The sequence below is a fragment of the Kribbella sp. NPDC058245 genome, from assembly GCF_042882005.1.
In the GTDB taxonomy this organism is placed as follows: Bacteria; Actinomycetota; Actinomycetes; order Propionibacteriales; family Kribbellaceae; genus Kribbella.
The window spans coordinates 92,829-118,324 of the sequence record NZ_JBHVWY010000014.1 but is presented as its reverse complement, the minus strand read 5'-3'; the positions used below and the strand labels follow the sequence as shown (position 1 = coordinate 118,324).

Sequence of the window (25,496 nt, the reverse complement as noted above, 5' to 3'; positions counted from 1 at the left end):
CGGCCGCACGCCGTTGTGCGGTCTCTCAGAGATTAGTCCACCTTTGTCACTGGTGTGATGTTGGGACGGCCCTGTCCGACGACTGGTCAGTAACGCTTAACAGACTTCTCGAGACGCAACGCGAGGGCCGGACAGGCCAGTACGGCGCGGCGCGTGTCCGGCAGCTCACCGGCCGTGATCTCACGGCCCTTCAGGACCGGAAAACCCCACTCGTCGAGAGTTACGTCACCCCCGAGCAGGGTGGCGCAGAGGCCGTGTCCGTCGCAGCGGGTCCAGTCGATTTCCAGCCTAGCCATGGTTGACCTCCAGTACGCCGAGAACCGGGCGACCGCATCCACGCGCTTCGCCGAGATGACGTTGCAGGTCGTCGCCGAACGCCTCGAGTGCCGAGGCCAGGAACCGGGCGGCTCCATCCGGATGCGCACACGCACCTCGGCCCGGGACCAGGCCCAGGTGCCGCTGGGCGTCGTACCAGCCGGAGACGTCGCCACGGACGATCCGGTCGAAGTCGTCGACCAGTCCGGCGAGACCGAAGACGCAGGGTCCGCACTGGCCGGCGGACTGGCTCGCGAGCCACTGGGCGACCCGGTGCACCTCTCCGAGCGGGCAGGTCTCGGTGCCGAGTGCGACCACGATGCCCACGCCTTCCAGCGTCACTCCGGTCGGCTGCGGGACCCAGCGGCCGTGATACCCACCAAGCAGTACCGGTCCGGCGTCAGCACCGGCGTACTGGAGCACTGTCTCCAGCGGTACGCCGGTCGGCGTCTCGATCACGCCAGGTCGCCGTACTGCACCAGCGATCGTCAGCAACTGAGTGCCCGGCTCGGTGATGATGCCGGTGCTGCTGAAGCGCCGAGCACCGAGTCGAGCCAGTACGGCGAGTTGGGCGAACGTCTCGACATTCGACAGGAACGTCGGGCGCCGGTGGTAACCCTGCCGGGTGGGCAGCACCTTCCGCCCGGGCGGAACGGCCGGACCGCCCTCCAGAACGCTCAGGACTGCACGAGCCTCACCGGCGACGAAGCGACCAGGGGTCTCGGTCACCTCGATCGCCAGTCGGTCGTCGCGCTCAAGGATCGCCTCCCGGATCGACAGCGCGGCCTCAGCATCGTGGACGGCGATCAGTACATGCGGAGCGCCCAGTGCATGAGCCAGGCCGGTAGCGCCGTCCAGAACCAGATGAGGTGAACGGGTGAGCAGCAGGCGGTCCTTGCGACTGACAGGCTCGCTCTCCGAACCGTTGACGACCACCGCCTCGATTCCGCGCGCCGGGAGGCTGGCCAGCTTGCGGGCAACCGGGAAGGCGGCACCACCGCGTCCCTTGAGGCCGACCGCTTCACAGAGCTCCGTGTACGCCGCTCGGGTCAGCTCGGGCTGCGCACCGTGCGCCCAGAGATGACCCTGCCGATCCAGCCGGCCATGGTCGAGTCCCGCGAGGAGACGGGCGTCTCCGATCACACTGGTCGCTTGCAAAGTCTTCATCGGGCTCTCCCGGCACGGACGAGGTTGGGTGGCGCATAGGTGTGCGCGCGGTAGAAGCCGGCGCCGACCACAGCGAGCAGACAGCTGAGGGTGATGGCGAGCATCCACGGCGTACTGCGGTCAGTTCCGGCCAAGAGGCCATGCCCGACGGACAGCGCCCAGCCGACCGCGGCGGAGATGTGGATCGTCCGCCAGTACCTGCTGAAGGTGGCGTACCGTGCCAGCCGACCACGGGCTGCCCCGGCGATCGTCGCGAGGACAAGGCCGTACAGGGCGAGCACTCCGAGCGTCACGGCGAACGGCCGGTAGCCGGAGCCGAACGGCCAGACCAGGACGGTCGCACTGATCGCCACGTTGCTGTCGGCGATCACTGCGATCACGTGAGCCACCAGAAGGACCAGTCCGGTGACGGCCGCTGAGCGGTGCACGTACTGGAACCAGAAACGGCGGTCCGGTCGGCGACTGCCCGAACTGACGATGCCGAGGGCGGCTGCGAGGGTGAACATGATCATGGCGACCACGCCAGCCGCACGGGCGACGTACCAGAGAGTCATCAGGCCGCCTGGGTCGATGCGGGCCAGCCGGCCAGTTCGGTGACCTCACCGTCGTTGGCGACGATCCGGGCCGGGTGACCGGCCAGAGTCAGTCGGCCGACAGCCGCCTCGCCGGTGGCGATGAGCGCCGTACTGAAGGTGTTGGCCCGTACGGCGGTCGGCGCCCAGACGGATGCGGTTCGCCACGGACCGTCGGCCGGTCGGCCGGTCCGCGGGTCGATGATGTGATGCCCGTTCTCCCAGCAGCGCGAAGTCCGCGTTGAGGTCGTCAGACCGCCATGCGCGAGTGTGACAAGCACTCCGGGGTCACCGGCTCGCTCAGCCACCGTGATGACCCAGGGCTCGTCTGGCTGACCGGCTGCACACAGGTCCCCACCGATCTCGACCAGTACGGCGCAGCCGTAGCGCTTGCTCAGGATGAGGGCTGCCCGATCGGCGGTCCACGCCTTGGCGGTCGCACCGAGGTCGAGAACAGCACCCTCCGGTACGCCGAGCAGCGCGAGCTTGCGGTTGAGCTGCACCTGCTGCCAGCCAGGAACCGTCGCCGTCAGTGCGACCGGCTGGGCGACCGGCTGGGCGAGGCGACGCCGTACCGTCTCGATGTCGTCGTCGTAGCCGGCGGCGATCACCGCCGTACCGACCGTGGGGTCGACTGCGCCGCCACTGATCGAGGCGGCCATCAGACTGACATCGACGAGGTCGACGAGCAGCCGGGAGACCGGGACCATCGCACCGCTGCGCTGGTTGACGATCGACAGCTCCGAGTCCGAGCGGAAGCGGCTGGCGGCCTTGTCGACGCGATCCATCAGCGCCTTCAGCTCACCGCAGGCCGCGCCGAGGACGGCGGGGTCGTCGACGGTCACGCGGACCGTGCAGCTCCAGGCGGTCCAGGTACGGGACGCGCTCATGATCCGTTGCTCCCGCCCTGCGGAACAGACTCGGAGGGAGCCGTGCCGAGACCGCTCGACCCGCTGTCGTCGGACGAGCTACCTGAGGAGCTGCCGCCCGAGTCGTCAGTGGAGGCTGCCGGTCCGGAGCCTGTGGAACCCGTAGAGCCCGTAGTGCCGGTCGAGCCGGTTGCTGGGGTGGCATGCCGGGCGGAGACGACGGCGACGGAGAGGCCCGCCGTGCCGATGCCCAGTACGGCGGTGGCTGCCGCGGCCACGGAGGCCCGGCGCAACCAGCGCCGCCGCCGGTCGGAGGAATCGTCGAACGCTGCTGTGGTGACCATGACCGACAGCCTGGTCGCGCGCCCCTCAGGCCCACTCCAAGAGACCCTCAAGCGAGCGTCAAGTTCTGCTGAGAACTACCTGAGTAAAGCTTTCAGGTCAGCAGGTACCGCGGACCTCCGGCGGGCAGTCCGAAGCCTCGTGCTTGCGGATGGTGTCGACGACCTCCTCCGAGGCCTCACCCAGCGCGGCCAGCCGCTCCGGGCCGAACACGTCGACGAAGAACTTCCGGATCCGGGCGGCATGCTCCGGAGCACAGGCCTCGATCGCGGCCCGCCCCTCGTCGGTGATCGCGACCTCGGGATACCGCGAGTCGCACGACTCACGCCGTACCAGCCCGCGCTTCTCCATCCGCGTCAGATGGTGCGACATCCGGCTCTTCTCCCACTGCGTCGCCTGCCCGAGCTCGAACGCGCGCATCCGGCCGGTCTCCGCCTCGGACAGATTCACCAGGATCTCGAAGTCGGACTTGGACAGGCCGAACTCGCGCTGGAGGTGCCGCTCCATGTGCGTCTCCAGCGTTTTGTGCATCAGCAGATAGCTCCGCCATGCCTTCTGCTCGTCATCGTCGAGCCACGGTCCGGTACCCACGATCACCATCCTACCCGACCTGGTTGACACATCAACCCAGCGAGCTACGATGGTTCCGAGTTGACACATCAACCTCACCAGGGAGTGAACGAATATGACCGAGCGCAAGCTGATCGCCGTCGTCGGAGCCACCGGCTCACAGGGCGGCGGACTGGTCCGCGCCATCCTCGACGACGCCGCCGGCGCCTACGCCGTCCGTGCGCTGACCCGCAGTGCACAGTCGCAGTCGGCGAAGGAGCTCGCCGCCCAGGGCGCCGAGGTGGTCGAGGCCGACCTCGACGACGAGGCGAGCCTGCGCGCCGCCTTCGACGGCGTGTACGGCGCCTTCGTCGTGACGAACTACTGGGTCGACCGCACACCGGCCGAAGAGGCCGCCCGCACCCGCGCCGAGATGGAACTGGAGCAAGCCGGCAACGCCGCCCGTGCCGCCAAGGCCGCCGGCGTCACCCACCTCGTCTGGTCCACCCTCGAGGACACCCGCACCTTCTTCGGCGACCGCGACGACGTCCCGAGCCTGGACGACGGCCGCTACAAGGTCCCGCACTTCGACGCCAAGGGCGAGGCCGATGAGGTCTTCCGCACCGCCGGCGTCCCCACCACCTACCTCCGCACCACCTTCTACTTCGATGCCTTCCTGCACGGCATGGAGCCGAAGCGCAACGCCGACGGCGCCATCACCATCGCCTTCCCGATGTCCGACAAGCCCCTGTCCGGCGTCGCCTCCGACGACATCGGCCGCACCGCCCTCGAGATCCTCAAGCGCCCCGACCTCATCGGCGAAACCATCAGCATCGCCGGCGACCACCTCACCGGCCACCAGTACGCCGACCACCTGGCCGCCGTACTGGGCGAACCCGTCACCTACCAACCGCCCACCTGGGACGAGTTCCGCGCCTACGGCTTCCCCATGGCCGTCGAAATGGCCAACATGTTTCAGTACTACGCCGAGAACCACGAGGAGTTCACCGGCGACCGCGAGCTGGACGCCGTACGGGAGTTGAACCCGCACCTGCAGTCCTTCGAAACCTGGCTCAACCTGCACAAAGACGACCTCAAGGCCGTCGTGAAGTGATACGTGGCGCAGGCCGGCAAGGCCTTCGCGAAGGCCTTGCCGATCGCCAAGCTCGACCGCCTCGAAGCCCAAGTCGCCGAACTCCGCCAGATTCACGTAGCGCTGTCCGAGGCATTCACGCACTGTCGATGCACGATGTCCAACCAGGCACCTGACCTGCCCGAACCGCCTAACGACAGTGACTAAGGACGGCGTCGGCTCCATCGCACAATCAACAACACCCGCACTAGGAGGCAGCGCGCAGCGCGAGGCTCCAGGGGAAGGAAGCCAACGCCGACCCACCCGTCCGAGGCGGATGCGGCTCAAACTCTCCCGGCCCGAACAGGACCCGAACCCCAGCGGCTCGCAGGCTCTCGACGCTCCGGAGGAACACCGCATTCGCAGCCAGCGCCTGGTTCACAAAAGGAACTGCGACGATGCGCACGCCGGCTCCCGTCAACTCGGCGAGCTGGCTCAGCGCATAGTTGTCGGCTGCTCCTGCCGCCCACTTGTTGATCGTGTTGTAGGTCGCTGGCGCGACGATCACTGCATCGGCAGGCGGCACCGGCTCGTCGCCCTCGACACGATAGGTAGTTCGGACCTGATGCCCGGAGACCTTTCGGAGCTCCCCGAGATCGACGAAGTGTTCAGCCGCGGCCTGGGTCACGATGCAGTACGTGTCCCAGCCGTCCTGTCGCGCCAGATCGACCAGGTCCGCGACACGCTCCGCAGGACCAGCGCCGCAAACAATCAGATGCAGAACACGACTCACGCCTCGACTCCTGCCCGCAGTGCCATGGTTCGAACGGAGCTGGCCAGCGCCCCGCTGGTGTTGCTCAGCAGCGCCCGTAGCAGGCCATGAGCCAGTGGTCGGCACTGCACTTCCTGTGGAGCGAGACGTTCCGCCTCGGTCAGAGAGAACGTCGCCGCCTGGTAGTTGCCGGCTCGTGTGTGCGCCGAGGTCAGGTCGAGGAGGTAGTTCGCACGCCGCTCCGGAGGCAGCGCGGCCATCACGGCCGGATCGATTGTTGCCGCATGCTCAAGCGCCCGCCCGAATTCTCGTAGGCGGACAAGGGCAGCCAGCCGATGAGCGGCTACGTTAGCCGATCCGAATACCGTGTAGTGGGAGCGGTGCTCAGGACCGAGACGCACGGCGACCGCTTCGGCCTCCTCGTGCATCATCAACGCCGTCGAGTGATCGTCGATCTTGGCAGCAGCAATCGAAGCCGCCAAGAAGAGCATCCCGAACAGCGGCAGTTGATCCTGATCGCCAGCTGTCATATCCGATCTCATCCGGTCAGCCATGCTCGTGAGTGCCACGATCGCGTCCGGCTCTTGCCCTGAGCTTGTCATTGCTCGCGCGACGCTTCTGGTCGCCCGCGCGAGCGCCACATTGTCGTCCGACGGCAGCGCAATCTGCATCGCGCGGTCTGCGGCAAGCCACGCGACCTGATTGGCCTCGAACTTCAACAGCATCGATGACGCCAGCCGATACGACATGATGAGCGCCCGCCGCGCACTGCGAACGTCCTCATCGCCGGTGACTGTTGCTGCGAGCACCTGCGCATCGTGGATGAGCGCTGGAAGGTGTTGGGCAACTGCCGTGAAGTTCGAGGAGATCCAGGCCTGTCCGAGGTAGTTCAACTGCCTCCCGACGTCGCCGATCGCGGGCGGCTTCGCGCCAACTGAACGCGACAGCGAGGGGTACTGGCCCAGCGCGGAGCGGATCGCCTGGACCTCGGCCGCGTCGACGCACCCCGCCGCTTGCCGAGCCTTGGGACCGTCGGTCAGCACCTCTGGCGCGACGCTGAGCACCTCGGCGACTTGCTCAAGCATCGGGAGCCGTAAGAGGCTCCGCTCGCCCTTCTCGACCTTGTCCACCCACGAGGTCGAACGGCCGACCATGTCGGCGAATCGCTGCCGATCGATGCCACGACGCTGACGCCAGTACCGCACACGCTGGCCAACAGCGCGAGCCTGCTCGTCCATGGGCGGATCCCATCCGGTTGCTGAGGCCACAAGTCTAGCTAGCTCTCAGTCACACATTTTGTACAACCCGTGCGTCTCCACCGGCCATAGCTTCGACATCAGCCCAGGCCAAGCCAGTCGATAGGCGCGGGACGGGCCGATCGTCATCAGCCAGGAGGGGAAATCGAAATGCCGCTGGGGACACGAAGAGTGCAGGTGTGGTTCGGCGTTACCGCGATCGCCGACTACATCGCACCGCAGGAGCAGGCCGAGCAGTACCAGGACGCGATGGCCCGCCGGTTCGGCGGTCTGCGGATCACCAACGAGCCGTTCCCCGATCTCCCGAAGACCTCGGACACACCGCCCCTGAACTAGCGCTCACAACCTGCACCGCCAGCAACTCTGAACGGGGAAACGATGGGTACACACCTTGCCTGCGGCTATCTCAGGAAAGGATTCCTGATGTCAGCCACCGAGGTCGACTCTCTACGCCAGCAGATCGCGAGATGCGCGGCGGCCAGAGGGATCGAGGTCGACGCGATCTACGAGGAAGAACTCGACCGCGCCTCAGCCCAGCTCGTGGCCTGCATCGACGCCCTGTTAGAGGCCGACGAGCCGTACCTCATCGTGCCCAGCCTCCTCCATTTCGCCGGATTCAACAATCCGCTCGAAGTTCGCCGCGATCTCCTGAGCCGAGGAATCGAGGTGCTAATCGCCCAGGACACAACGTCCGGGTGACATTCGGGCCGACTCTGCAATGCAGGTGGCCCAACCAAGCAGGCGGAGCGGGCGCGCTGGCCAATTCTCTCCTCAGCCGTCTCCTCACGGACGGTGGCATCTCTCCACGCCCGTTCCGCCGTTCCACGGACCACCCGATCTAGGTGCGAGTAGCCCCGAGGCTGCCTACGTCGGGTGGTTCCGTCCGATGCTGTGCCCGCTCGGCAACGTCGTACCGCCCGGAGCTCTCTGGCGGAGATCTCCGAGCGCAGCCGACCGGGCACAGCAGAGGGCCAGTTCGAGCCGTCAGAAGGTTCCGCCCGACCGAAAGAGACTCCGATGTCACAGATCCAACAGCTGAAAGCCCAGCTTCACCAGGTTGCCACCGAGGCGACTCAAGGAGCAGCGAGCCTGGGCACCTACAAGCAACGGTTCTCCCAGAGCAGCGCGCACGTACTGGCCTTGATTCAAGGCTCAGCCACGAAGGCGGACGCCGACATCAGCCAGCTGCTCGACGCCGCCGGCATGGCCGTCGAGCAAGCCACTGAGGCTCTGCAGATCGCCGCACATGGCTGCAAGAGTTACGCGGATCAGATCTAGCCGACGTCGTCATGCCCTCGGAGTTGCAGCGGGTTGCTTCGGAGCTACTCGCGTGCGTCGATCGCATCCCGGACATGACGAACTACCTCTTGCGCACAGCTGGGCAATGCAGAGAGCAGGCCGCATATCTGGCTGCCTTCGGGTCGAGCAACCCTGCTGCCCGGACGGCAGCACTACAGCTCGATGCGGCAGCCCGGGCATGCGAGGAGGCAGCCGAGTACGCCGGACGCGTCCCGCCACGCGCTCGCAGTTGGGTCGAGCAGATGGTGACCGGCGAGCGCACCGCAACACCGAGACCTACCGTGCCGATCGGCGGCAACCCACCGTCCCAGCGCGATCCAGTGCTCTGGAAGCGTGTCCCGATCCGAAACGATGGTGATCCGACGACAGGTATCGGCGTCGACGACGACGGCAGCGAGGTCACGATCGTCAGTGGGTACGACGACATGCGCGACCGCGCCCGCGAGTTGTGCCGCGAGAAAGGCTGGCCAGACTTCAAGCGAAGTCACCACGTCGAAATCAAGTTCGCCATGAAAATGCGTAGCCGCAGACTGAGCCACGCAACCCTGTATATCAACAAGAAACCGTGCGACGAGGTCAACTGGAGCTGCGATAAACTGCTCCCCCGGTTCCTGCCACCGGGGTCGACGTTGAGGGTCTTCGGTCCGGACGGCTACGAGAAACTGTTCAAGGCTAGGGAGCCAGAGTCATGACCTACGAATACACCATCACGGCGAACTACAAGCCCGGCGAGCCCGTCCAGATCACCGACGACCAGACCGCCTCCGCCTTCCTCGACGACCTCCTCCAGGAAGCAACCCGCTCCGCCGACTCGACCGCCGCGATGCTCTACATCAACGAGCGCCCCAAGGACGCCGACGGCCTCGCCGACCACGAACTCTGCATCGGCGTAGACCCCAAGACCAAAACCGGCAGCCTCGCCTACACCGACCGCGACGGACAGTTCTACGCAGTCGGCCGAGCCAGCGCCCGTGACCAGGTCGTCTACTTCTGCCAGGGCTACGACGAGTACTTCCCACAAGACTCCGAGGTAGACCTCCCCGAGATCCTGTCCGCCCTCCAGGACATGCTCCGCGCCGGAGAGCGCCCCCAGAACTTTGTCTGGGCCCCTATTCCCTGACAAAGCTCGGCTTGCCACACCTGCGGCGTGTGCGAAACCCCACAAGGCGGCAGAACTACCCCGGCTGACGCAGATCGATTTGGGCCGCGGAGGACCTGCGCGTCACTCAGCTCCTTCGGATCGGCTCGGTAGCGACTGCCCACGTTCATAGCGCTCAACCTGCCGAGTACCGAGATTCCACAGCGCCGACGGGACAAAGTCCAGGAATGGCGGACTTACAATCGCGGTATGCCAGCCCGCACCAACGACTTTCAGGCCATTGTCTATTTCGTGAAGAAGCACATCGCCGCCGACGCCGTTGTGAGAGAGTCGGCGATCCTGGCCGACCGCATCACCGGGGAGCCGCGTGAAGTCGACGTACTGATCACCGGCACCGTCGCAGGACAGGAACTGACGATCGGCATCGAGGCTCGGGAACACAAACGCCGGCAGGGCGTCGAATGGGTGGAGCAGGCGGCAAACAAGCACAGCCGACTGCCGATTCACCAGACGGTGTTGGTCTCGGCCAGCGGCTTCACAGAGAGCGCAGAGAGGCTCGCAGCCAAGCTCGGAGTCGAACTAGTGACTCCTGGGCAGGAGATCTCCGCGACAGGGCCGCTTGCAGATCTCGGACTTCAGGCGGAGGCACGAGAAGTCACCTGGACCGGCGAGGTTGACGTGCGCGCGCAATGCCGCGTTGAGAATGGTGAGCTCTTCGAGATCGAACTTGGTCACGAGACACTCTTGTTTGCCAGCGATGGGGCACAGCTGTGCACAGTCGAGACGCTTGCGCGCGAACTCCACCAATTCCTCGACCCCGCAACGCTCGGATCGGCGACGGTACTTGCAGGAGAGGACTCGAACTGGCTGCGTGTCCAGCTTGAACCTGTGCTCGCAAGACATCCCCGTACAGGACACCAGACGACAGTGCATCTGATGCCGAACGGACCGCCCGCCGCAGCCGAGCTACCGCGGATCGCCACGGTTCAGATTGCCTACGCCGCCCAGCTACGGGTGATCCCGATGCCTCTGTCGTGGCACAAACTGCAGGAAGTCGACTATGCAGTCGCAAAGGCCACAGTCCTGGACCAGGAGGCCATGATCGTTGTTAGCCAGGGGGCCAGCCACCCCACGACCTCTATACGAATGACCGACAGCGACCGGAAGGTCACCGACCTCGACGACACCAACGTGACCCGCGTCCAACTCACGGAAGAACAGGCCCGACAAGCCCGGCAGCGGGCCGGCCATCCTATCCATATCGCGGATGAAGACTTGCCGACGTCCCGCGCGTGATGACGGCGCCAAAGCAGCCTCAAGAATGTGGCCTAGTCTAATTCGAGAGCCCGCCTCAGCAGGCTCTCTCCAGCTAGTCGATGAAGTCGGCAATGCTCCACTCCGACACAAGTCGACGCCACGCCTGTGACGGCGATGGTGGACCGAACTGGACGCGGTGATGGATGACCGCCCGCCCGGCACGTCGCGAGATGATTGAACCATTGGCGCAGCCGCCCGCCCGTGGCAGACTAGCCGCGCCGTTGTAGAAGCAGTCATGAATCAAGCCTTCCGCGGAAGGACATTCATGAACTGTATGCAGGTGTTGTTTTGGGAGCGTCCAGTGGACGCGGCGGTAATGATGATGCTTGTGCTGGCGATGCCCATCACGATCATCGTCGTTGTCGGTTGTGCGATCGCGTGGCGGTCGCTCACCCTCCCCCCCGTCTGACCAAGATCATGCACGTAAGTTGATCCGGCTGTTCGGCCAGATCATCAAAGATCTGGTTGGCAGGGGCAGTCGACAGCCCTGACACGTAGGAAGCCTCGGGCAGGCAACTGTCGGCCCCGGGGCCTTCTCGTTATCGCAGGCTCCCCGAGGACCAATCCCTTCGTCGCCGCCAGCAACTCGCACTCCTGCTCGGCGCAACGAGGGGCGACATGCAACGCGCAGCTTGCCGAGCGCCGGTTTGATCAGCGAGTTCCAGTACTACGCCGAGAACCACGAAGCCTTCACCGGCAACCGCGAGCTGGACGCCGTGCGGGAGTTGAACCCGCACCTGCAGTCGTTCGAAACCTGGCTCAACCTGCACAAGGAAGAGCTCAAAGCGGCTGTGAGCTGAGCCGCGCAGCGCCGGGGCGTACCGACGGACGGGTAGTGGTTCGATCAGCGGTGAGTCGCCCCGCGTGCCGGGCAGTCCTTGACGGAAATCCGGGGACTACTACCCGTTACTCGGTACGCCGGCGCCCACACTCGCCTCGGTGCCTTTGGCAACGGTGTCGTAAATCGGCGGTGCCGATCTCGGCCACGACGACGCCTTCCGCTGATCGACGGGGATCCACAAACTCGGAGCACCCCAAGCGCCTGTCGTTGTCGAGGCCTCCCCCAGAGGCGGCGGGCGCGCATCAGGTCGGCAGATCGTCGACCCCGCCTAAGGAGCAGTTGTGGATCGAAAGAAGAGCAGGTTGACCGCCGCAGGCGGTCTCCTGGTGGTTGGAGCGGTGGTGTCGTCGGCGCTCGTCGGCGGCGGCGTCAGCCAGGCCTCGGAATCGTTGGTTGCCACTGAGCAGGCGCACGCCCCGGCGAGCGCGTCGGAGCTCGGGCTGGCCGCGGGTGAGACGTTGACGGTCAAGTCGGTCATCGAGGATGCCGACGGTGGGACGCACGTGCGGTACGAGCGGAAGCTGGACGGGCTGCGTGTCATCGGTGGTGACCTCGTTGCCCACAAGGACGCGAAGGGCGGGGTCGAGGAGGTTACCTACAACCTCGGCCGGAAGAGCATCGCTCCGGCGTCGCGGACCGCGAAGATCTCCAAGGCGGCGGCCCAGGCCAAGGGAGTCGCTGCGGCTCAGGCCACCAAGGACGAGAAGACCGCGGGCAACGAACTGGTCGTCTTCGTCACCGACCAGGGGCCGAAGCTCGCGTACGACGTACTGACCACCGGTATTCGCGCCAACCAGGTTCCGACCCGGCTGCACACGTACGTCGACGCCGCTACCGGCGCCGTACTGTCGAGCGACGACGAGATCAAGACCGGTACCGGCGACGGGCTCTTCTCCGGCAACGTCACCATCGCTACTTCCGCCAAGTCCGGTGGTGGTTACGAGATGCGGGACACGACGGGCAACACGGCCACCGACGTGCACAACCAAGGCGATCCCAACACCGGTGAGGGCCCCGACGGCGACCTCTTCACCGACGCCGACGACAACTGGGGCACCGGGGCGAACTCCGACCGCGCGTCCGCTGCTGTCGACGCGCTCTACGGCGCGCAGAAGACGTTCGACTACTACAAGACCCAGCTCGGCCGGAACGGCATCTGGAACGACGGCCGCGGTGCGCGTTCGCGCGTCCACTTCGCCAACGCGATGGTCAACGCGTTCTGGGACGGCACGCAGATGTCGTACGGCGACGGTGCGGGCAACAACGCTCCGCTCACCGAACTGGATGTCGCCGCGCACGAGATGAGCCACGGTGTCACCGAGAACACCGCGGGACTCGTGTACACCGGCGAGGCCGGCGGCCTCAACGAGGCGAACTCCGACATCTTCGGTACCGCTGTCGAGTTCTACGTGAACAACCCCAACGACGTACCGGACTACTTCATCGGTGAACTGATCAACATCCACGGCAACGGCACACCGCTGCGCTACATGGACAAGCCGAGCAAGGACGGTTCGTCGAAGGACTGCTGGTCCTCGACGCTGGGCAGCCTCGACCCGCACTACTCCTCGGGCCCGCTCAACCACTGGTACTACCTGCTGTCCGAGGGCTCGGGCGCCAAGACGATCAACGGGAAGAGCTACGACTCCCCCACCTGTTCCGGCGCCGCAGCCGTGACCGGCATCACCCACGCGAAGGCCGAGAAGATCTGGTACCGCACACTGGCGACGTACCTCACGTCGTCGGCCAAGTACGCCGACGCCCGCACCGGTGCGATCAAGTCCGCCAAGGACCTGTACGGCCAGGGCTCGGCAGAATGCCAAGCGGTCGAGAAGGCGTTCACGGCCATCGCGGTCGCGGCGACGAGCGAGACCTGTGGCGCGGGAAACCCCGACCCGGGCTCCCCGACGGTCACCAACCCGGGCTCGCAGACGAGCACGGCAGGGACCGCTGACACGCTGCAGCTCGCAGCGACCGGCGGCAGCACGCCGTACTCGTGGTCGGCGACGGGTCTCCCGGCCGGTCTCACGGTCAACGCCTCGACCGGTCTCATCTCCGGTACCCCGACCACCGCGGCCACCTCTTCGGTGACGGCGAAGGTCACGGACTCCGCGGGCAAGACGGCCAGCGTGTCGTTCTCGTGGGTCGTCTCCGCCGTCGGCGGTGGCGGGTCGTGCGTCGGCGACCTCAAGTACAGCGGCACCCTCACCGCGGGCGGCAGCAAGACGTTCGCCGCCTTCAGCGACAGCGATGCGGGTCAGCTCAAGGTCTGCCTCGACGGGCCGACCGGCGCCGACTTCGACGTCTACCTGCAGAAGCAGTCCGGATTCTCCTGGGTGACCGTTGCCCAGGGCATCACCCCGAACCCGGACGAGTCGTTCACCTACAACAACACGGCGGGCAACTACCGCCTCGTGGTGAAGGCCGACTCCGGATCCGGCGCATTCACCGCTTCCGTGTCTGAGTGATCGCGGCAGTGGCACCTCCTCGATCCCACGGGGCTCGACGAGGTGCCACTGCGGCTGCTCAGATCCAGTCCCGACGGCTCGCCTGGACGGCCAACTGGAAGCGGCTGTGGGCGCCGAGCACCTCTTCAAGCCGGGCGATCCGCCGGCCGACGGTGCGGGCGCTCACACCCAGATCGCGGGCGATCGCCTCGTCGGTGAGGCCGGCGGCGAGGTAGGACAGCAACTGCTGCTCCTCAGGCCCCGGACCATCCAGCGCGTCGACCACCTGGGACTCCGCCGACAACGGCACGCCCATCTGCCAGAAGACGTCGAAGAGGCTGACCAACGAGTCGAGGAGGCCGGACTCATGAACGACGATTGCTGACCGCCGCGCGCCTTTCTGGCCCGGAACCGTGATGAAGGCACGCTTGTCGTCGAACAGCATCAGGTTCAGCGGCACCTGCGCGAAGACGCGCGCCTGCTCGCCGGCCGCGATGCACTGGTGGACGGCGGCAAGGCCTTCGAAGTCCTCGAGAACCGACACGCCGTACAGCCCGCGCCCCCGGACGCCGCGCTCCATGGCCTCGAGGAATCCGACCGCCACCCTGGGCCGCGGGATCGTCATCCCGGGTTGCAGTTTCCGCGGCGACACCGGGCCGATACACAGACCGTCGACGGTCGAGGCCGTGTCATCCATCAGCTTGGCCTCGACGGCGTTGATCCGCGCCTCGTCGGCGATCACCTCGACGAAGTTCAGCCGGTCGCCGGCCTCACTCCAGATCTCGGCGAAGACCGAGGCGAGCCCGCGAGCGGCATCAGCAGCTTTCGCATGCTCGGCCGCGACCTGCTCCAACGGCATCCGGGGAGCCACTGCTTCGATCGCCCCGTCCCGCACGTCGAGCAGACCGATGGCAGCCAACTGTTCCACCTCGTGCGCAGCCGTGGCGCGGTCGACTCCGGCGCGTTCGGCCAGGTCCTCGAGAGTCGTTCTCCCACTCACGACCGCGGCCCGGTAGAGCGGCTCCGCGGCGGCCGAGAGGATGGGGGCTGAGGACAACTTCATCTGCACGTACTACCACCTCCAACCCCCGCTGCGCGAGGGTCACGGCGCTCAGCCTCACCAGGCGAGCAGCGCGCTCACCCAACCCACACGCGTCGTCACGCCCCGTCGTCCGCCGCTGCGCGCGATACCCTCCGGGCGTGACCGCCGAACTTCTGGACGACTTTCTGCAGGCGAACCGTGACGACGAGCTCGGTCTGTACGGGATCTGTGTTCACCAGGACGGATCGCCGCTGATCGAGGCGCGGACGCGGTCCGATGACCGGGTGAATCTGTACTCGGTCTCGAAGACGTTCACGTCGGTCGCGTTGGGGATGGCGGCGGCCGAGGGGCGGTTGAGCCTGGACGATCGGCTGCTGGATCACTTCCCCGAGTTGCGGGCGATCGCGGCAGACGGGGTCGAGGGCGTGACCCTGCGCCAGCTGACCACGATGACGAGCGGGACGAGTCACGAGTGGTTCGCCGACGTGCGGATCGACGCGGCCGACCTGCTGCACGAGATCGTTGCCGCCCCGCTCAGCGCACCTCCCGGTACGGCGTTCTCCTACACGGGATCGGGTCCGTACGCCGTGGGTCGTGTCATCGCCCGCGTCACTGGCGCCGACGTGCGCGCCTACCTGATGCCGCGGCTGTTCGCACCCCTCGACCTGCACAACCCGGCCTGGCACACCTGCCCGAACGGATACCCGTTCGCCGAGAGCGACCTCTTCCTGCGCACTCACGAGCTCGCGCGCTTCGCCCAACTCCTGTTGCAGAACGGCGAATGGGAAGGCCGCCAACTCGTCCCCGCAGACTATGTACGCCGGATGACCGCCGAAGCAGTCGACACCAGCGACCTCGACTACGGCGGGCGCTGGACACACGGCTACGGACTCGGTGTCTGGATCGACGAAGGCGACACCTACCGGATGGACGGCCGCTACGGCCAGTACGCGTTGATCAGCCCCTCGGCGCGTGCCGCCATCACCGTGACAGCACACGTCGAAGACGACCGAAAGCTCCTGGAAGCCCTGCACCGCCTGGTTCTGAACCGCCTAGAGGGGTAGGACCGTGGTGCGGTGGTGGTGGTCGAAGACGATCGAGCTGCGGATGTCGGCGATCTCTTGGCGTTTGGCCAGGTCGAGGACCAGGTCACGAAGGGCCTCGGTGTCCTTGACCGCCACGTGGGCCAGGAAGTCGGAGGCGCCGGAGACCATGAACATGGCCAGGGTCTGCGGGAGTTGCATCACGTAGTCCTGGAAGGCGGTGGCGACGGCCATCGCCTGGGGACGCAATTTGATCGAGATGATCGCCTGGGTGGCGCGATCGATGGCCTTCAGGTCGACAGCGGCGTGGTAGCCGCTGATCACGCCGCGGTCGCGGAGTGATCGGACGCGCTCGAGGCAGGTCGACGGCGCGATGCCGAGGGCGGCGGCGAGATCGCGGTTCGTCCGGCGCGCGTCCTGCTGCAGGAGCCGGAGGAGCGCCGTATCAAGTTCGTCCATGGACACCAGTTTCGCAGATCTGCCGAACGATGTTCGGTCCTCTGCGAAATCGGCCGGACGAACGGATACCTTGCCCGGCATGACAGAGAAGCTGGTCGTGGTGATCTCGACCGACACCCCGGTCGGGGTCGCCCTCAACACCGCCGCGCTGCTCGGGGTGGCCCTCGGCCACGGACACGACGAGATCGTCGGCCCGGACACGGTCGATGCCGCAGGCAACCAGCACACCGGCATGTGTACCCGTCCGATTCCGGTACTGCGGGCCTCCGGCGAGCGGTTGCACGAACTGCGCGATCAGGCCGCCGCTCGCCCGGAGGTCGTCGTACACGAGATGCACCAGGTCGCCCAGCAGGCCCGCACGTACGCACAGATGGCCGACACCCTGGCCGGCACCAAGCCGGACGACATCGAGTACCTCGGCCTCGGGCTGCACGGGCCCAAGAAGGCGATCGACTCCCTGGTCGGCGCCCTACCGCTCTATCGGTGACAGTTGGTGCCAGTGCGGCAAACGCTCGTCCAGAAGGAAAGGACTCAGTAGGCCTGTTCGTAGAGGTGACGGAGGTCGGGGTCGCTGGGACCGCTGTGGCCGCAGGTGCTGACCTGGCCGTTGCTGGCGGCAACGAGATAGCTGTCGCCGACGGTGAAGTCGACGCCGAGCAGGGTGGCGACGTCTTCGGGCATCGATTGGACCTCGACGGTTTCGGCTGGGCCGCCGCGGTACCAGTGGGCCACCTTCAGCGTGACCAGGTCGCCCTTGATGGCGGTGACCTGGCCTTCGAAGGCGACCGGTAGGTCCTTGAAGTCGGCTACCTCCGGGGCGCGGCACTTGCCGGCGGCGCCGCCGGCCAGCGTCAGTTTCACCGCAGGGACGGGGGTCGCGGCGGTCGGCGGGTGGTCGTTCGGCGCCAGGCCCCAGACGAGGGCAGCGGCAGCGATCAGAGCGACCGCGGCGGCGGCCGGGATCCAGCGGCGGCGGGTGGTCGTGCTGGGCCGGGTTTCGGTATCGGTGGTCATCGTGGTCTCCAGGAGGCGATCGAGGTCGGGTCGGGGAGCACGCGATGCCGGGTCGGCGGCCTGCAGCCGGGCCAGCAGTTCGTCGTCGTTCACAGCTCACTCCCTCTCTTGACCTGTTCCTGTCCGGCCGTGCCGCCGTTCTTTCGTTCTAGCTCGGCGGCGAGCTTTTTCTTTGCCCGATGCAACCGAATGCTCACCGCGTTCGCCGTCAGGCCGGTCACCTCGGCGATCCCCTGCGGCGCCAGCCCCTCCCACGCCCACAACTGCACGACCTCGCGATCGAGCTCACCGAGGGTGCGCAACGCGTCGTACAGCTGGTCATGTTCGGCGGGCGCGGAGGCTGGCGTTGTCCGCGCGAGTTTGTCGACCAGCCGCAGCCGGCGCTTCTCGGCCCGGCGAGCGTTCGCGAGACAGCCGCGGGCGACGCCGTAGCACCACGGCAGCACTTCCTCCAGCTGCGGTACGTCGTCGATCCGTCGCCAGAGGACGAGCATGGTCTCGGCCAGTACGTCGTCGACCGCGGCAGGGTCGGCCCGTCGTACCAGATAGCGGTGCAACGGCTCGCCGACCGCACGCACCAGCGCCTCGAAGCGGGCCTCACGCAGGGAAGTCACGTCTCCCCCTGTCCGGCACGTCGTCGATTCTTTCAAAGTTTCGCACCCGGATCGGGAACCTCGTCGCGAATCCCGACACAGAGGGGGCCATGGGCAGGCAGGATGGACTGATCATGACGGCGGGCGACCGGGAGTTGTGGGAACGGGCCGCGGCCGGGAGTTCGGAGGCCTTCGGGCAGCTGTACGACCGGCATGCGCGCGCGATCTACAACTTTCTGTACCGGCGCACCGCCTCGCGGAGTGATGCCGAGGACCTGACCTCGGCGGTCTTCCTGCACGCCTGGCGCCGGCGCGCGGGCGTCCGAACAACCGCAGCACGTGGTCGGCGTGTTCGCGGACGTTAGCCGCTCTGACCGCGGTCAGGGCTCCGGCCACCACTGGTGGCCGGAGACAGGAAGTTGGGGCTCGAGACTTCAAGCAACAGGTCTCCAGCAACGACAAGGTGTCTCACGCCACCACTGGTGGCGCGGGCGCGTGCACCTGGGCGGCGCACGGTATTCCGGCCATGGCTGGGATCCACCGAACGTCCGAAGACACGCTGACCATGCGCTGCATACCTTCGGACGCTAGGCAGGCGAACGCCGGGAGCAGCGTGGGCTGGTCCCGGCGTTCGAGGGGGTGGGTTACTTGATGGTGTAGGTGAAGGTGTCGTGGCGGAGGGCTTCGCCGGAGACCTTCACGATCTTGAGGGTGTGCTGGGTGTTCGCCAGGTTGGTGGCGGTGAAGACCTGGCGGTTGGTGACTCGGGCGTCGCCGTGCAGGTTGACGCGGCGGACGACCTTGCCGTCGAGGTACACGTCGGCTTCACCCTGGTCGGGGGCCAGGGCGGTGGACCAGTCGACCGACGTACCGGTGAAGGTGAAGGAGGCTGAGGCGCCGTTCGCCGTGGTGGCGTGGACGTCGTTCAGGTAGTCGCCGCGGAAGCGGAAGTCGAGGGCCAGTGCGCCGACGGCCTGCTTCGCGAGGTACTCCTTCTTGATGGTGACGGTGCGGCCGGTGACGGTGTAGTCGGTGCCCTTCACGAGAGCGCCGATGCCGGCCAGTTCACTGGGGTCGCGGCTGATCTCGATGCTGACGTCGGCCGGTGCTGCCTTGTTGAAGGTGGCCTTGTCGGGGTTGAGCAGGCTTTCCTGGCGGATGTTCAGCTTGTCGACCAGCATGAACTGGCCGGACTTCTTCACACCGCGGATGGTGTGGGCGCCGTTCGGCAGGTCGGAGATGCTGTAGACGACCTGCTGCGCACCACGGCCATCGGCCTGGTAGGTGTTGACGGTCTGCTTGAGCTGGCCGTCGATGTAGATGTCCACCTCGCCTTGCGAGTTGTGCGTCTCGGTCACGTAGTCGACGCCGTTCCCGACGAAGCTGTACGAGAACGAGTCACCGTTGGTCTCGGAGTACTGGACGTCGTCCTGGTAGTCGCCGAGCCCGCGACCCGAACTGCGGCTCCATGAACCCGTGTAGACGATCTGCGAGTTGTCGTTGTTGACCTCGAGCGTCCGAGTGCCCGCGTTGGCCGCACCCGCGGCGCTGGTGCCGGCGGTGTCGGAGATGGTGACGTTCAGCGGCTCGGTGGTGGCAGGCACCTCGTAGTTGCCGTTGCGCTGCCAGGCGCCGTCGTACGAGACGCGCAGGTCGTCGTCGTTGACCTTGATCGTGGAGTTCTTCTGCGGCGTCACCTTGAACAGCCGCGTGCCATGGATCGGTACGTCGTTCGCCGTGAAGCTGCCGTTGAACGTGCCGAGGTCCTTCTTGGCCCACAGGTCCCGGACCTTCGCGGAGCCGGTCAGCCCGAGGTCGGCGAAGGCCGCGGTCATGTTCGCGTCGGTCTGGCCGAGGTTGAACAGGGCCACGGTGTAGCTGTTGTCGGCGTTCAGCGCGTACCAGACCTGCCGGTTCGACGTGGTGGCGACCGGGTGTGCCGGACGGCCGGCCTGGTTGACCGCGATGACCTCGCGGTTCGTCAGCAAGTCGAGTCCGTACTGGTCGAGCCGCGTCATGTCATTGCCCGTGTACATCGGGGCGGCCGACACGGCCCACAACGTTGCCGCCGTACGGCGCTCATCCTTCGTCATGCCGTCCATCTGGCCGTTGCCGACGTCGAGCGAATCGAGGTCGTTCCAGCCGCCGGGGCCGGCGTGCCGCCACCAGTCGGCGAGCTTCGGGAAGAGCCGGCTGATGTTCGGCCAGGCCGTCAGCGCGACGCCTTCGCAGTAGCACTCGACGTCCCAGTCGATCCGCCAGCCGTTCGCGTACTGCTTCCAGTAGTCGGCGTAGTTGATGTCGAGCGCCCAGGACAGCTCGAGCCAGATCTTGTGCTTGGCGAGCGCGGTCGACCAGGCCTTGACGTCGTCGCGCGCGTCCAGCGTGAGGTTGCTGACGCCCGAGCCCGGGGTCACGCTGTCGAACTTGACGAAGTCGACGCCCCAGGAGGCGAGCAGGTCCGCGATCGAGTCGATGTACTTCTGTCCACAGGGCTTGGAGAAGTCGATCTTGTAGCCGATCCCCCAGTAGTCGGCCTGCTGCAACGGCCGGACCGGAAGGTCACCGGTCTTGCACTCAGGCGCGCCGTACACGGGCAGGTTCGCGTCGATCACCTGCTGGCCGATGCCGGGGATCGCGTAGATCCCGATCTTCTGGCCCTGCTTGTGGATGTAGTCGATCAGGGTCTGGAAGCCGCTCGGGAAGTTCTTCGCGCTCGGGGTCGGCCGGCCGTAGGCGTCGATCCCGTCGTTCCAGGCGGCGTCGATGTTGATCCGGTTGTAGCCGTACGGCTGCAGCTTGGCGTGCATCGCGTCGGACTGCGCCTTGATCTGCTTCTCGTTGATCCAGGTACCGCCGTTCCCGGCGTACACCTGCATGCTGTAGCTGCTCCAGCCCATGTACGGCTTGTCCGCCTGCGCGCCCGCTGGCCCACCAGGAACCACCGTGACGTTGGACGGAAGAGGAGCCTGCGGTACGGCGCCCTGCTGCGAAGCGGCCTTGGGCACGGCTCCGGGGCCTGGCAGCGGAGCCGCGGACGACGTCACTGCCGAACCGGCTGGAATGAGTGCGGCGATGACGAGCGTGGCGACCACGCCTCGTAATGCCTTGGCGCGTATGGATCTGGTCATCAGCGGCGACCTTCTGCCTGGCGGATCGGATAGGATATGGGAATCTTGATCGGGTTAAGTAAGTCCGTCAAGATCCGATAGGAAATCCGATGACCTCAGTTTCTCAGAGCAGGTACGGCGTGACGTTCCGCAGTGCTCTGGTCACGTAGTCGTCCTTTTCGCTCACCGGAGCCACATAGTCCATCGCTTCCGTGGCCGCATCCAGACCGTAGAGCCGGGCGATCGTCCACGTGGCCAGATAGGTCGATGCCAGACAACCGCCTGCAGTCGCCAGGTTGCCGCGCGCGAAGAACGGCTGATTGAGAACCTCAACACCGGCCGCGACGGCCCAGGGCTTGGTGGTCACGTCGGTACACGCCGGTACGTCGTCCAGCAGGCCGAGCTTGGCCAGGACGAGTGCGCCGGAGCATTGCGCCGCCAGCAGGTGACGCTCAGGGTCGAGCCCCTTCAGAATGGCCATGATCTCCGGATCCTCGACCACCTCACGGGTCTTGCGACCACTGCCGATGATCACGGCGTCCGCCGTACAGGCTTCTTCGAGACCGATCGCCGCGTCGATGGTGACGCCGTTCATCGAGGTCACCCGCGGGGTCGGGCTCGCGATGGAGACGCGCGCGCCGGGGACCCGATTCAGGACGCCCAGAGCGATCAGGGAGTCGAGTTCGTTGTAGCCGTCGAAGGTCAGGATCGCGGTGTGCATGGCTCGGACGGTACGCCGATCGATCCATGACGATCCACAAATTGTCCTGCATACAATGCGAGGATGCGGACACCGAAGTACAAGGGGCTGGTCGACGCGCTGGCGGCCGAGATCCGCAGCGGACACCGGCCCGCCGGATCGCGCCTGCCCACGCATCGGGAGCTGGCCGCGGCTGAGGGGATCGCACTAGTGACCGCGTCCCGCGTGTACGCCGAGTTGGCCGCGATGGGGCTGGTGAGCAACGAGCAGGGCCGGGGCACGTTCGTGCGTGATCTGGCGACCGTTGACGAATTCGATCAGCGGTCGGTGGCTGTCGATGCGATCGATCTGAGCTTCAACTCGCCCTCGGTACCGGGGCAGGCGGATCTGCTGCGGCAGGCATTGCGAGAGCTCGCCGCGGCCGGGGATCTCGATGCGCTGCTGCGGTACCAGCCGCATCGAGGGCGCACGCAGGATCGGGAGGCGGTGGCACAGCATGTACGGCGGCGTGGGCTGACCGTTGGTCGGGAGCGGGTCCTGATCGTGAACGGCGCCCAGCACGGGTTGGCGGTCTCGGCGATGGCCATGTTCCAGCCGGGTGATGTGATCGCGGTAGATGCGATCTCCTATCCAGGGTTCATCGTGCTGGCCCGGACGCTCGGGCTGGAGCTTGCGCCGCTGCCCGCTTCGACGAGCGGGATCGATCTCGATGCGCTCGATGAGTTGTGCCGTCGGCGACGCGTGCGCGGGCTGTATGCGATGCCCACACTGCACAATCCGCTCGGTTGGGTGCTCCCCGGTGAAGCGCGTGAACGGCTGGTTGCAATCGCTCGGCGCTATGAGTTGGCCGTGATCGAGGACGCGTCGTACGCGTTTCTGGCCGAGGACGCGCCGCCACCGCTGGCGATGCTCGCGCCCGAACTGACGGTCTATGTGTCGGGCTTGTCGAAGAGCGTCGCGACCGGACTGCGGATCGGGTACGTCGTTGCGCCCAGCGGACTCGTGTCGGCGATCGAACGCGTGATCATGGCGACGACCTGGCAGACGCCGGGTGTGACCGCGGCCATCGCGTGCCGGTGGTTGGAGGACGGCACGGTCGATCGGCTTGAGGTTCAGAAGCGGGCGGACGCTCAGGAGCGGCAGGCGATCACGCTGGCGGCGCTGGGTGACCTGCCGTCGATCGGGCACCCGTCGTCGTACGTCCGATGGTTGCCCTTGCCACCTAATACCCGGCCGGACCGCATCGTGGCCGCACTGGCCGGGCGCCGCGTCGCGGTCTCCACGGCAGCACCGTTCGCCACCACGCCCGTCGTACCGCAGGCACTCCGGTTGGCGATCGGGTCGGTCCCGCTCGACCAGCTGGAGCACGCCGTACAAGCGGTTCGGGAAGAAGTCGCAAAAGACGCTGCGCACTGACACCCATCCGGAGCCTGAGCAGTCTCGAAGAGCAGATGTGAGCGGCACCGTTCACACTCCCTCAGCTCAGGAAAGAGATCGTCATGTCTCGTAAGATCGTCCGCGCCGGCCTCGCCGCGTCTGCTCTGGCCCTTGTTCTGGCGACCGCTGCGTGTGGCAGTGACGACAACAAGGCCACCGACACCCCCGCTGCGTCGCAGCCGACCTCCGCGCCGACCAGCGCACCGTCCAGCGAAGCCTCGATGGACAACGCCGCCGGCCTCGTCGGCCCGGGCTGCGAGGCCTACGCCAAGGCCAACCCGACCGGCGCCGGCTCGGTCGACGGCATGGCCGCCGTACCGGTCGCCAACGCTGCCGCCGGTAACCCGCTGCTGACCACGCTCGTGGCCGCCGTCTCCGGCAAGCTCAACCCGAAGGTCAACCTGGTCTCGACGCTGAACGGCGGCGACTTCACCGTCTTCGCGCCGGTCGACGACGCCTTCAAGAAGATCGACGCCAAGACCATCAACACCCTCAAGACCAACGACGCCCTGCTCACCAAGATCCTGACCTACCACGTCGTGGCCGGCCAGCTCGACCCCACCGCGGTCGTCGGCAAGCACATGACCGCTGAGAAGCAGGAGCTCACCGTTACCGGTTCGGGTCAGAGCCTGAAGGTCAACAACGCGAACGTGATCTGCGGCGGCGTGAAGACCGCCAACGCGACCGTGTACCTGATCGACTCGGTCCTGATGCCCCCGGCCGCCTGACCAGCAACCCCCGTAGTACGCCGGACCGGTGTCCCGTGCAGTTGCCGTGGGCACCGGTCCGGGACCACCATGAGGGTCGAACAGAGGAAACAACAGCGTGAGCGAACCGACCGCACTCCCCTGGCCGGGCAACGGGTCCCGGCCAGGCGTCACCGACGCCGATCTGCTGGCCCGCACCGCCGGTGGTGACACCGCGGCGTTCAGCACGCTCTACGACCGGATCAGCCCTTGGGTCTACGGACTCGTCCGGCGGGTCCTGCGCAACCCGGCCCAGTCGGAGGAGGTGACGCAGGAAGTGATGATCGACATCTGGCGGACCGCCAGCCGGTTCGACGCCGCCCGCGGTTCGGCGCATTCCTGGATCCTCACCATCGCCCATCGCCGGGCGGTCGACCGGGTCCGCTCCGAACAGGCCGCGAGCGATCGCACCGACCTGGTCGGGGCCCGCAGTATGGAGGTCGACTTCGACCAGGTCTCCGACACCGTCACCACCCGGCTCGAGGCCGAGCAGGTCCGGCGCTGTCTCGGCACCCTGACCGAGTTGCAACGGGAATCGATCGCGCTCGCCTACTACAACGGCTACACCTATCTCGAAGTAGCCCAGCAACTCGACGCCAAACTGCCAACCGTCAAAGCCCGAATGCGCGACGGTCTGATCCGGCTCCGTGACTGCCTCGGAACCACCAAGGGGGGTACGCCATGACCGAACCAGACGTGCACACTCTCACCGGTCCCTACGTCCTGGACGCACTGCCCGAGGACGAGCGGACCCGCTTCGAGGCCCACCTGGCCGAGTGCCAGTTCTGCACCGCCGAGGTGTCCGAGCTGCGCGAGACCGCGATCAAGCTCGCGACTCAGGTCGAGACGGTCCCGCCGCCGCACCTGAAGGTCAACGTGATGCAGGCGATCGAGAACGTCCGCCAACTGCCCCCAGTGGTCGCCGGTACGACGGATGTCGTCGCAGCCAAGCGCTATAGCCGCCGGTCGGTGTTCGCCCTGGCCGCAGCAGCGCTGGTGATCGCGGGGGCCGGCGGAGTTGCTGTCGACCAGTACCGGGACAAGAACGCGGCGGTGCAGGCCAACAAGCAGATGGCTGCGGTTCTCGCCCAGCCGGATGCGAAGACCTCGCATGGCTCCGTCAAGGGCGGTGGGGAAGCGACCGTGGTGATGTCCGCCCGCGCCGACGCGGTGGTCGTCGTACTGCATGAACTGCACAAGCCGCCCAGTGGCAAGGTCTGGCAGATGTGGCTGATGGACGCCGCGCAGAACGCTCGTTCGATCGGGCTCACGTCGGGTGATGTCGCGACCGTGATCCAGGGTGGTGTCGTCGGACAGACCACATTCGGTCTGACCGAGGAGCCTTCGGGTGGTTCCGCTGCACCGACGACGACTCCGGTGGCCGCGGTCGAGATGACCTGATCCTCCGACGTGGACTGGGCTCGGGTCTATAGCC

Annotated in this window: 30 protein-coding genes and 1 tRNA gene; 16 read left to right on the top strand and 15 right to left on the bottom strand. The window is 66.6% G+C overall.

Annotated features, from left to right (window positions below; translation table 11 throughout):
* Positions 1-86: 86 nt before the first annotated feature.
* From ACFVWG_RS29610 to ACFVWG_RS29585, 6 genes are all read right to left on the bottom strand, one after another.
* The gene (locus ACFVWG_RS29610; protein WP_391546711.1) at positions 87-296 is read right to left on the bottom strand and encodes a ferredoxin; all 210 of its coding nucleotides are present in this window, start codon (positions 294-296) and stop codon (positions 87-89) included.
* Entirely contained in the window at positions 289-1,482 is a 1,194-nt protein-coding gene (locus ACFVWG_RS29605; protein ID WP_391546710.1) for an NADH-ubiquinone oxidoreductase-F iron-sulfur binding region domain-containing protein, read from the bottom strand. Before ACFVWG_RS29605 ends, ACFVWG_RS29610 begins: the two co-directional genes overlap by 8 nt.
* Positions 1,479-2,036, bottom strand: a complete 558-nt coding sequence (locus ACFVWG_RS29600; RefSeq protein ID WP_391546709.1) for a hypothetical protein — start codon at positions 2,034-2,036, stop codon at positions 1,479-1,481. The genes ACFVWG_RS29605 and ACFVWG_RS29600 overlap by 4 nt, the downstream gene beginning before the upstream one ends.
* Positions 2,036-2,944 carry an FAD:protein FMN transferase gene (locus tag ACFVWG_RS29595; RefSeq protein WP_391546708.1) on the bottom strand — a complete coding sequence of 303 codons (909 nt, stop codon included), beginning with the start codon at positions 2,942-2,944 and terminating at the stop codon, positions 2,036-2,038. Before ACFVWG_RS29595 ends, ACFVWG_RS29600 begins: the two co-directional genes overlap by 1 nt.
* Complete coding sequence (locus ACFVWG_RS29590; protein WP_391546707.1) at positions 2,941-3,267, bottom strand: hypothetical protein; 327 nt, start codon at positions 3,265-3,267, stop codon at positions 2,941-2,943. Before ACFVWG_RS29590 ends, ACFVWG_RS29595 begins: the two co-directional genes overlap by 4 nt.
* Before the next feature lie 97 nt (positions 3,268-3,364).
* Positions 3,365-3,856, bottom strand: coding sequence for a MarR family winged helix-turn-helix transcriptional regulator (locus ACFVWG_RS29585; RefSeq protein WP_391546706.1), 492 nt, complete (start codon positions 3,854-3,856; stop codon positions 3,365-3,367).
* Positions 3,857-3,950: 94 nt separating this feature from the next.
* Between ACFVWG_RS29585 and ACFVWG_RS29580 the strand changes: the two genes are divergently transcribed.
* Both ACFVWG_RS29580 and ACFVWG_RS29575 read left to right on the top strand, forming a co-directional pair.
* The gene (locus tag ACFVWG_RS29580; RefSeq protein ID WP_391546705.1) at positions 3,951-4,928 is read left to right on the top strand and encodes an NmrA/HSCARG family protein; all 978 of its coding nucleotides are present in this window, start codon (positions 3,951-3,953) and stop codon (positions 4,926-4,928) included.
* A 3-nt stretch (positions 4,929-4,931) separates the two neighbouring features.
* Complete coding sequence (locus ACFVWG_RS29575; RefSeq protein ID WP_391546704.1) at positions 4,932-5,114, top strand: hypothetical protein; 183 nt, start codon at positions 4,932-4,934, stop codon at positions 5,112-5,114.
* Positions 5,115-5,154: 40 nt separating this feature from the next.
* On the opposite strand, the gene ACFVWG_RS29570 is transcribed toward ACFVWG_RS29575, so the two are convergent.
* Complete coding sequence (locus ACFVWG_RS29570) at positions 5,155-5,679, bottom strand: flavoprotein (protein ID WP_391546703.1); 525 nt, start codon at positions 5,677-5,679, stop codon at positions 5,155-5,157.
* Positions 5,676-6,896: a helix-turn-helix domain-containing protein gene (locus tag ACFVWG_RS29565; protein WP_391546702.1), complete on the bottom strand. Its 1,221-nt coding sequence runs from the start codon at positions 6,894-6,896 to the stop codon at positions 5,676-5,678. The genes ACFVWG_RS29570 and ACFVWG_RS29565 overlap by 4 nt, the downstream gene beginning before the upstream one ends.
* A 195-nt stretch (positions 6,897-7,091) precedes the next feature.
* On the opposite strand from ACFVWG_RS29565, the gene ACFVWG_RS29560 reads away from it, so the two are divergent.
* The 6 genes from ACFVWG_RS29560 to ACFVWG_RS29535 all read left to right on the top strand — a co-directional run bounded on the left by ACFVWG_RS29560 (position 7,092) and on the right by ACFVWG_RS29535 (position 10,608).
* Complete coding sequence (locus ACFVWG_RS29560) at positions 7,092-7,250, top strand: hypothetical protein (RefSeq protein WP_391546701.1); 159 nt, start codon at positions 7,092-7,094, stop codon at positions 7,248-7,250.
* Between the two features lie 87 nt (positions 7,251-7,337).
* The gene (locus ACFVWG_RS29555; RefSeq protein WP_391546700.1) at positions 7,338-7,613 is read left to right on the top strand and encodes a hypothetical protein; all 276 of its coding nucleotides are present in this window, start codon (positions 7,338-7,340) and stop codon (positions 7,611-7,613) included.
* Positions 7,614-7,931: 318 nt separating this feature from the next.
* Positions 7,932-8,192, top strand: a complete 261-nt coding sequence (locus tag ACFVWG_RS29550) for a hypothetical protein (protein WP_391546699.1) — start codon at positions 7,932-7,934, stop codon at positions 8,190-8,192.
* A gap of 74 nt (positions 8,193-8,266) precedes the next feature.
* A complete protein-coding gene (locus tag ACFVWG_RS29545; protein ID WP_391546698.1) occupies positions 8,267-8,905 on the top strand; it encodes a DddA-like double-stranded DNA deaminase toxin in 639 nt (212 codons plus the stop codon).
* A complete protein-coding gene (locus tag ACFVWG_RS29540; protein WP_391546697.1) occupies positions 8,902-9,333 on the top strand; it encodes an Imm1 family immunity protein in 432 nt (143 codons plus the stop codon). The genes ACFVWG_RS29545 and ACFVWG_RS29540 overlap by 4 nt, the downstream gene beginning before the upstream one ends.
* A gap of 228 nt (positions 9,334-9,561) precedes the next feature.
* The gene (locus tag ACFVWG_RS29535) at positions 9,562-10,608 is read left to right on the top strand and encodes a hypothetical protein (RefSeq protein ID WP_391546696.1); all 1,047 of its coding nucleotides are present in this window, start codon (positions 9,562-9,564) and stop codon (positions 10,606-10,608) included.
* 730 nt (positions 10,609-11,338) lie between these two features.
* Here the strand turns inward: ACFVWG_RS29535 and ACFVWG_RS29530 are convergent.
* Positions 11,339-11,442: transfer RNA gene (locus tag ACFVWG_RS29530), tRNA-Arg, on the bottom strand.
* A 309-nt stretch (positions 11,443-11,751) separates the two neighbouring features.
* Between ACFVWG_RS29530 and ACFVWG_RS29525 the strand changes: the two genes are divergently transcribed.
* Positions 11,752-13,938 carry a M4 family metallopeptidase gene (locus ACFVWG_RS29525; RefSeq protein ID WP_391546695.1) on the top strand — a complete coding sequence of 729 codons (2,187 nt, stop codon included), beginning with the start codon at positions 11,752-11,754 and terminating at the stop codon, positions 13,936-13,938.
* Positions 13,939-13,996: 58 nt separating this feature from the next.
* Here the strand turns inward: ACFVWG_RS29525 and ACFVWG_RS29520 are convergent, their stop codons facing one another.
* The gene (locus ACFVWG_RS29520; protein WP_391546844.1) at positions 13,997-14,980 is read right to left on the bottom strand and encodes a LuxR C-terminal-related transcriptional regulator; all 984 of its coding nucleotides are present in this window, start codon (positions 14,978-14,980) and stop codon (positions 13,997-13,999) included.
* A gap of 137 nt (positions 14,981-15,117) precedes the next feature.
* Between ACFVWG_RS29520 and ACFVWG_RS29515 the strand changes: the two genes are divergently transcribed.
* Positions 15,118-16,023, top strand: coding sequence for a serine hydrolase domain-containing protein (locus ACFVWG_RS29515; protein ID WP_391546694.1), 906 nt, complete (start codon positions 15,118-15,120; stop codon positions 16,021-16,023).
* Here the strand turns inward: ACFVWG_RS29515 and ACFVWG_RS29510 are convergent.
* Positions 16,012-16,461, bottom strand: coding sequence for an Lrp/AsnC family transcriptional regulator (locus tag ACFVWG_RS29510; protein ID WP_391546693.1), 450 nt, complete (start codon positions 16,459-16,461; stop codon positions 16,012-16,014). The genes ACFVWG_RS29515 and ACFVWG_RS29510 overlap by 12 nt on opposite strands.
* A 79-nt stretch (positions 16,462-16,540) precedes the next feature.
* Between ACFVWG_RS29510 and ACFVWG_RS29505 the strand changes: the two genes are divergently transcribed.
* On the top strand, positions 16,541-16,948 hold the full coding sequence (locus ACFVWG_RS29505) for a DUF2000 domain-containing protein (RefSeq protein ID WP_391546692.1): 408 nt from the start codon (positions 16,541-16,543) through the stop codon (positions 16,946-16,948).
* A 44-nt stretch (positions 16,949-16,992) separates the two neighbouring features.
* Here ACFVWG_RS29505 and ACFVWG_RS29500 read toward each other — a convergent pair whose 3' ends face one another.
* A complete protein-coding gene (locus ACFVWG_RS29500) occupies positions 16,993-17,568 on the bottom strand; it encodes a hypothetical protein (protein ID WP_391546691.1) in 576 nt (191 codons plus the stop codon).
* Positions 17,565-18,089 carry an RNA polymerase sigma factor gene (locus ACFVWG_RS29495; RefSeq protein ID WP_391546690.1) on the bottom strand — a complete coding sequence of 175 codons (525 nt, stop codon included), beginning with the start codon at positions 18,087-18,089 and terminating at the stop codon, positions 17,565-17,567. Before ACFVWG_RS29495 ends, ACFVWG_RS29500 begins: the two co-directional genes overlap by 4 nt.
* An 89-nt stretch (positions 18,090-18,178) precedes the next feature.
* Between ACFVWG_RS29495 and ACFVWG_RS29490 the strand changes: the two genes are divergently transcribed.
* A complete protein-coding gene (locus tag ACFVWG_RS29490; protein ID WP_391546689.1) occupies positions 18,179-18,433 on the top strand; it encodes an RNA polymerase sigma factor in 255 nt (84 codons plus the stop codon).
* A 279-nt stretch (positions 18,434-18,712) separates the two neighbouring features.
* On the opposite strand, the gene ACFVWG_RS29485 is transcribed toward ACFVWG_RS29490, so the two are convergent.
* A complete protein-coding gene (locus ACFVWG_RS29485) occupies positions 18,713-21,199 on the bottom strand; it encodes a X2-like carbohydrate binding domain-containing protein (protein WP_391546688.1) in 2,487 nt (828 codons plus the stop codon).
* A gap of 103 nt (positions 21,200-21,302) precedes the next feature.
* Positions 21,303-21,899: a DJ-1/PfpI family protein gene (locus ACFVWG_RS29480; RefSeq protein ID WP_391546687.1), complete on the bottom strand. Its 597-nt coding sequence runs from the start codon at positions 21,897-21,899 to the stop codon at positions 21,303-21,305.
* A 63-nt stretch (positions 21,900-21,962) separates the two neighbouring features.
* On the opposite strand from ACFVWG_RS29480, the gene ACFVWG_RS29475 reads away from it, so the two are divergent.
* The 4 genes from ACFVWG_RS29475 to ACFVWG_RS29460 all read left to right on the top strand — a co-directional run bounded on the left by ACFVWG_RS29475 (position 21,963) and on the right by ACFVWG_RS29460 (position 25,462).
* Positions 21,963-23,294 carry a PLP-dependent aminotransferase family protein gene (locus ACFVWG_RS29475; protein WP_391546686.1) on the top strand — a complete coding sequence of 444 codons (1,332 nt, stop codon included), beginning with the start codon at positions 21,963-21,965 and terminating at the stop codon, positions 23,292-23,294.
* A gap of 83 nt (positions 23,295-23,377) precedes the next feature.
* The gene (locus ACFVWG_RS29470; RefSeq protein ID WP_391546685.1) at positions 23,378-24,043 is read left to right on the top strand and encodes a fasciclin domain-containing protein; all 666 of its coding nucleotides are present in this window, start codon (positions 23,378-23,380) and stop codon (positions 24,041-24,043) included.
* 97 nt (positions 24,044-24,140) lie between these two features.
* Positions 24,141-24,746, top strand: coding sequence for a sigma-70 family RNA polymerase sigma factor (locus ACFVWG_RS29465; protein ID WP_391546684.1), 606 nt, complete (start codon positions 24,141-24,143; stop codon positions 24,744-24,746).
* Positions 24,743-25,462, top strand: coding sequence for an anti-sigma factor domain-containing protein (locus tag ACFVWG_RS29460; protein ID WP_391546683.1), 720 nt, complete (start codon positions 24,743-24,745; stop codon positions 25,460-25,462). Before ACFVWG_RS29465 ends, ACFVWG_RS29460 begins: the two co-directional genes overlap by 4 nt.
* Positions 25,463-25,496 lie beyond the last annotated feature (34 nt).

Bases quoted from the DNA above. Each gene is read 5' to 3' on its own strand.
- ACFVWG_RS29610 (WP_391546711.1), bottom strand. From the start codon at position 296: ATGGCTAGGCTGGAAATCGACTGGACCCGCTGCGACGGACACGGCCTC.
- ACFVWG_RS29605 (WP_391546710.1), bottom strand. From the start codon at position 1,482: ATGAAGACTTTGCAAGCGACCAGTGTGATCGGAGACGCCCGTCTCCTC.
- ACFVWG_RS29600 (WP_391546709.1), bottom strand. From the start codon at position 2,036: ATGACTCTCTGGTACGTCGCCCGTGCGGCTGGCGTGGTCGCCATGATC.
- ACFVWG_RS29595 (WP_391546708.1), bottom strand. From the start codon at position 2,944: ATGAGCGCGTCCCGTACCTGGACCGCCTGGAGCTGCACGGTCCGCGTG.
- ACFVWG_RS29590 (WP_391546707.1), bottom strand. From the start codon at position 3,267: ATGGTCACCACAGCAGCGTTCGACGATTCCTCCGACCGGCGGCGGCGC.
- ACFVWG_RS29580 (WP_391546705.1), top strand. From the start codon at position 3,951: ATGACCGAGCGCAAGCTGATCGCCGTCGTCGGAGCCACCGGCTCACAG.
- ACFVWG_RS29565 (WP_391546702.1), bottom strand. From the start codon at position 6,896: ATGGACGAGCAGGCTCGCGCTGTTGGCCAGCGTGTGCGGTACTGGCGT.
- ACFVWG_RS29555 (WP_391546700.1), top strand. From the start codon at position 7,338: ATGTCAGCCACCGAGGTCGACTCTCTACGCCAGCAGATCGCGAGATGC.
- ACFVWG_RS29550 (WP_391546699.1), top strand. From the start codon at position 7,932: ATGTCACAGATCCAACAGCTGAAAGCCCAGCTTCACCAGGTTGCCACC.
- ACFVWG_RS29545 (WP_391546698.1), top strand. From the start codon at position 8,267: ATGACGAACTACCTCTTGCGCACAGCTGGGCAATGCAGAGAGCAGGCC.
- ACFVWG_RS29540 (WP_391546697.1), top strand. From the start codon at position 8,902: ATGACCTACGAATACACCATCACGGCGAACTACAAGCCCGGCGAGCCC.
- ACFVWG_RS29535 (WP_391546696.1), top strand. From the start codon at position 9,562: ATGCCAGCCCGCACCAACGACTTTCAGGCCATTGTCTATTTCGTGAAG.
- ACFVWG_RS29520 (WP_391546844.1), bottom strand. From the start codon at position 14,980: ATGAAGTTGTCCTCAGCCCCCATCCTCTCGGCCGCCGCGGAGCCGCTC.
- ACFVWG_RS29510 (WP_391546693.1), bottom strand. From the start codon at position 16,461: ATGGACGAACTTGATACGGCGCTCCTCCGGCTCCTGCAGCAGGACGCG.
- ACFVWG_RS29505 (WP_391546692.1), top strand. From the start codon at position 16,541: ATGACAGAGAAGCTGGTCGTGGTGATCTCGACCGACACCCCGGTCGGG.
- ACFVWG_RS29490 (WP_391546689.1), top strand. From the start codon at position 18,179: ATGGGCAGGCAGGATGGACTGATCATGACGGCGGGCGACCGGGAGTTG.
- ACFVWG_RS29485 (WP_391546688.1), bottom strand. From the start codon at position 21,199: ATGACCAGATCCATACGCGCCAAGGCATTACGAGGCGTGGTCGCCACG.
- ACFVWG_RS29480 (WP_391546687.1), bottom strand. From the start codon at position 21,899: ATGCACACCGCGATCCTGACCTTCGACGGCTACAACGAACTCGACTCC.
- ACFVWG_RS29475 (WP_391546686.1), top strand. From the start codon at position 21,963: ATGCGGACACCGAAGTACAAGGGGCTGGTCGACGCGCTGGCGGCCGAG.
- ACFVWG_RS29470 (WP_391546685.1), top strand. From the start codon at position 23,378: ATGTCTCGTAAGATCGTCCGCGCCGGCCTCGCCGCGTCTGCTCTGGCC.
- ACFVWG_RS29460 (WP_391546683.1), top strand. From the start codon at position 24,743: ATGACCGAACCAGACGTGCACACTCTCACCGGTCCCTACGTCCTGGAC.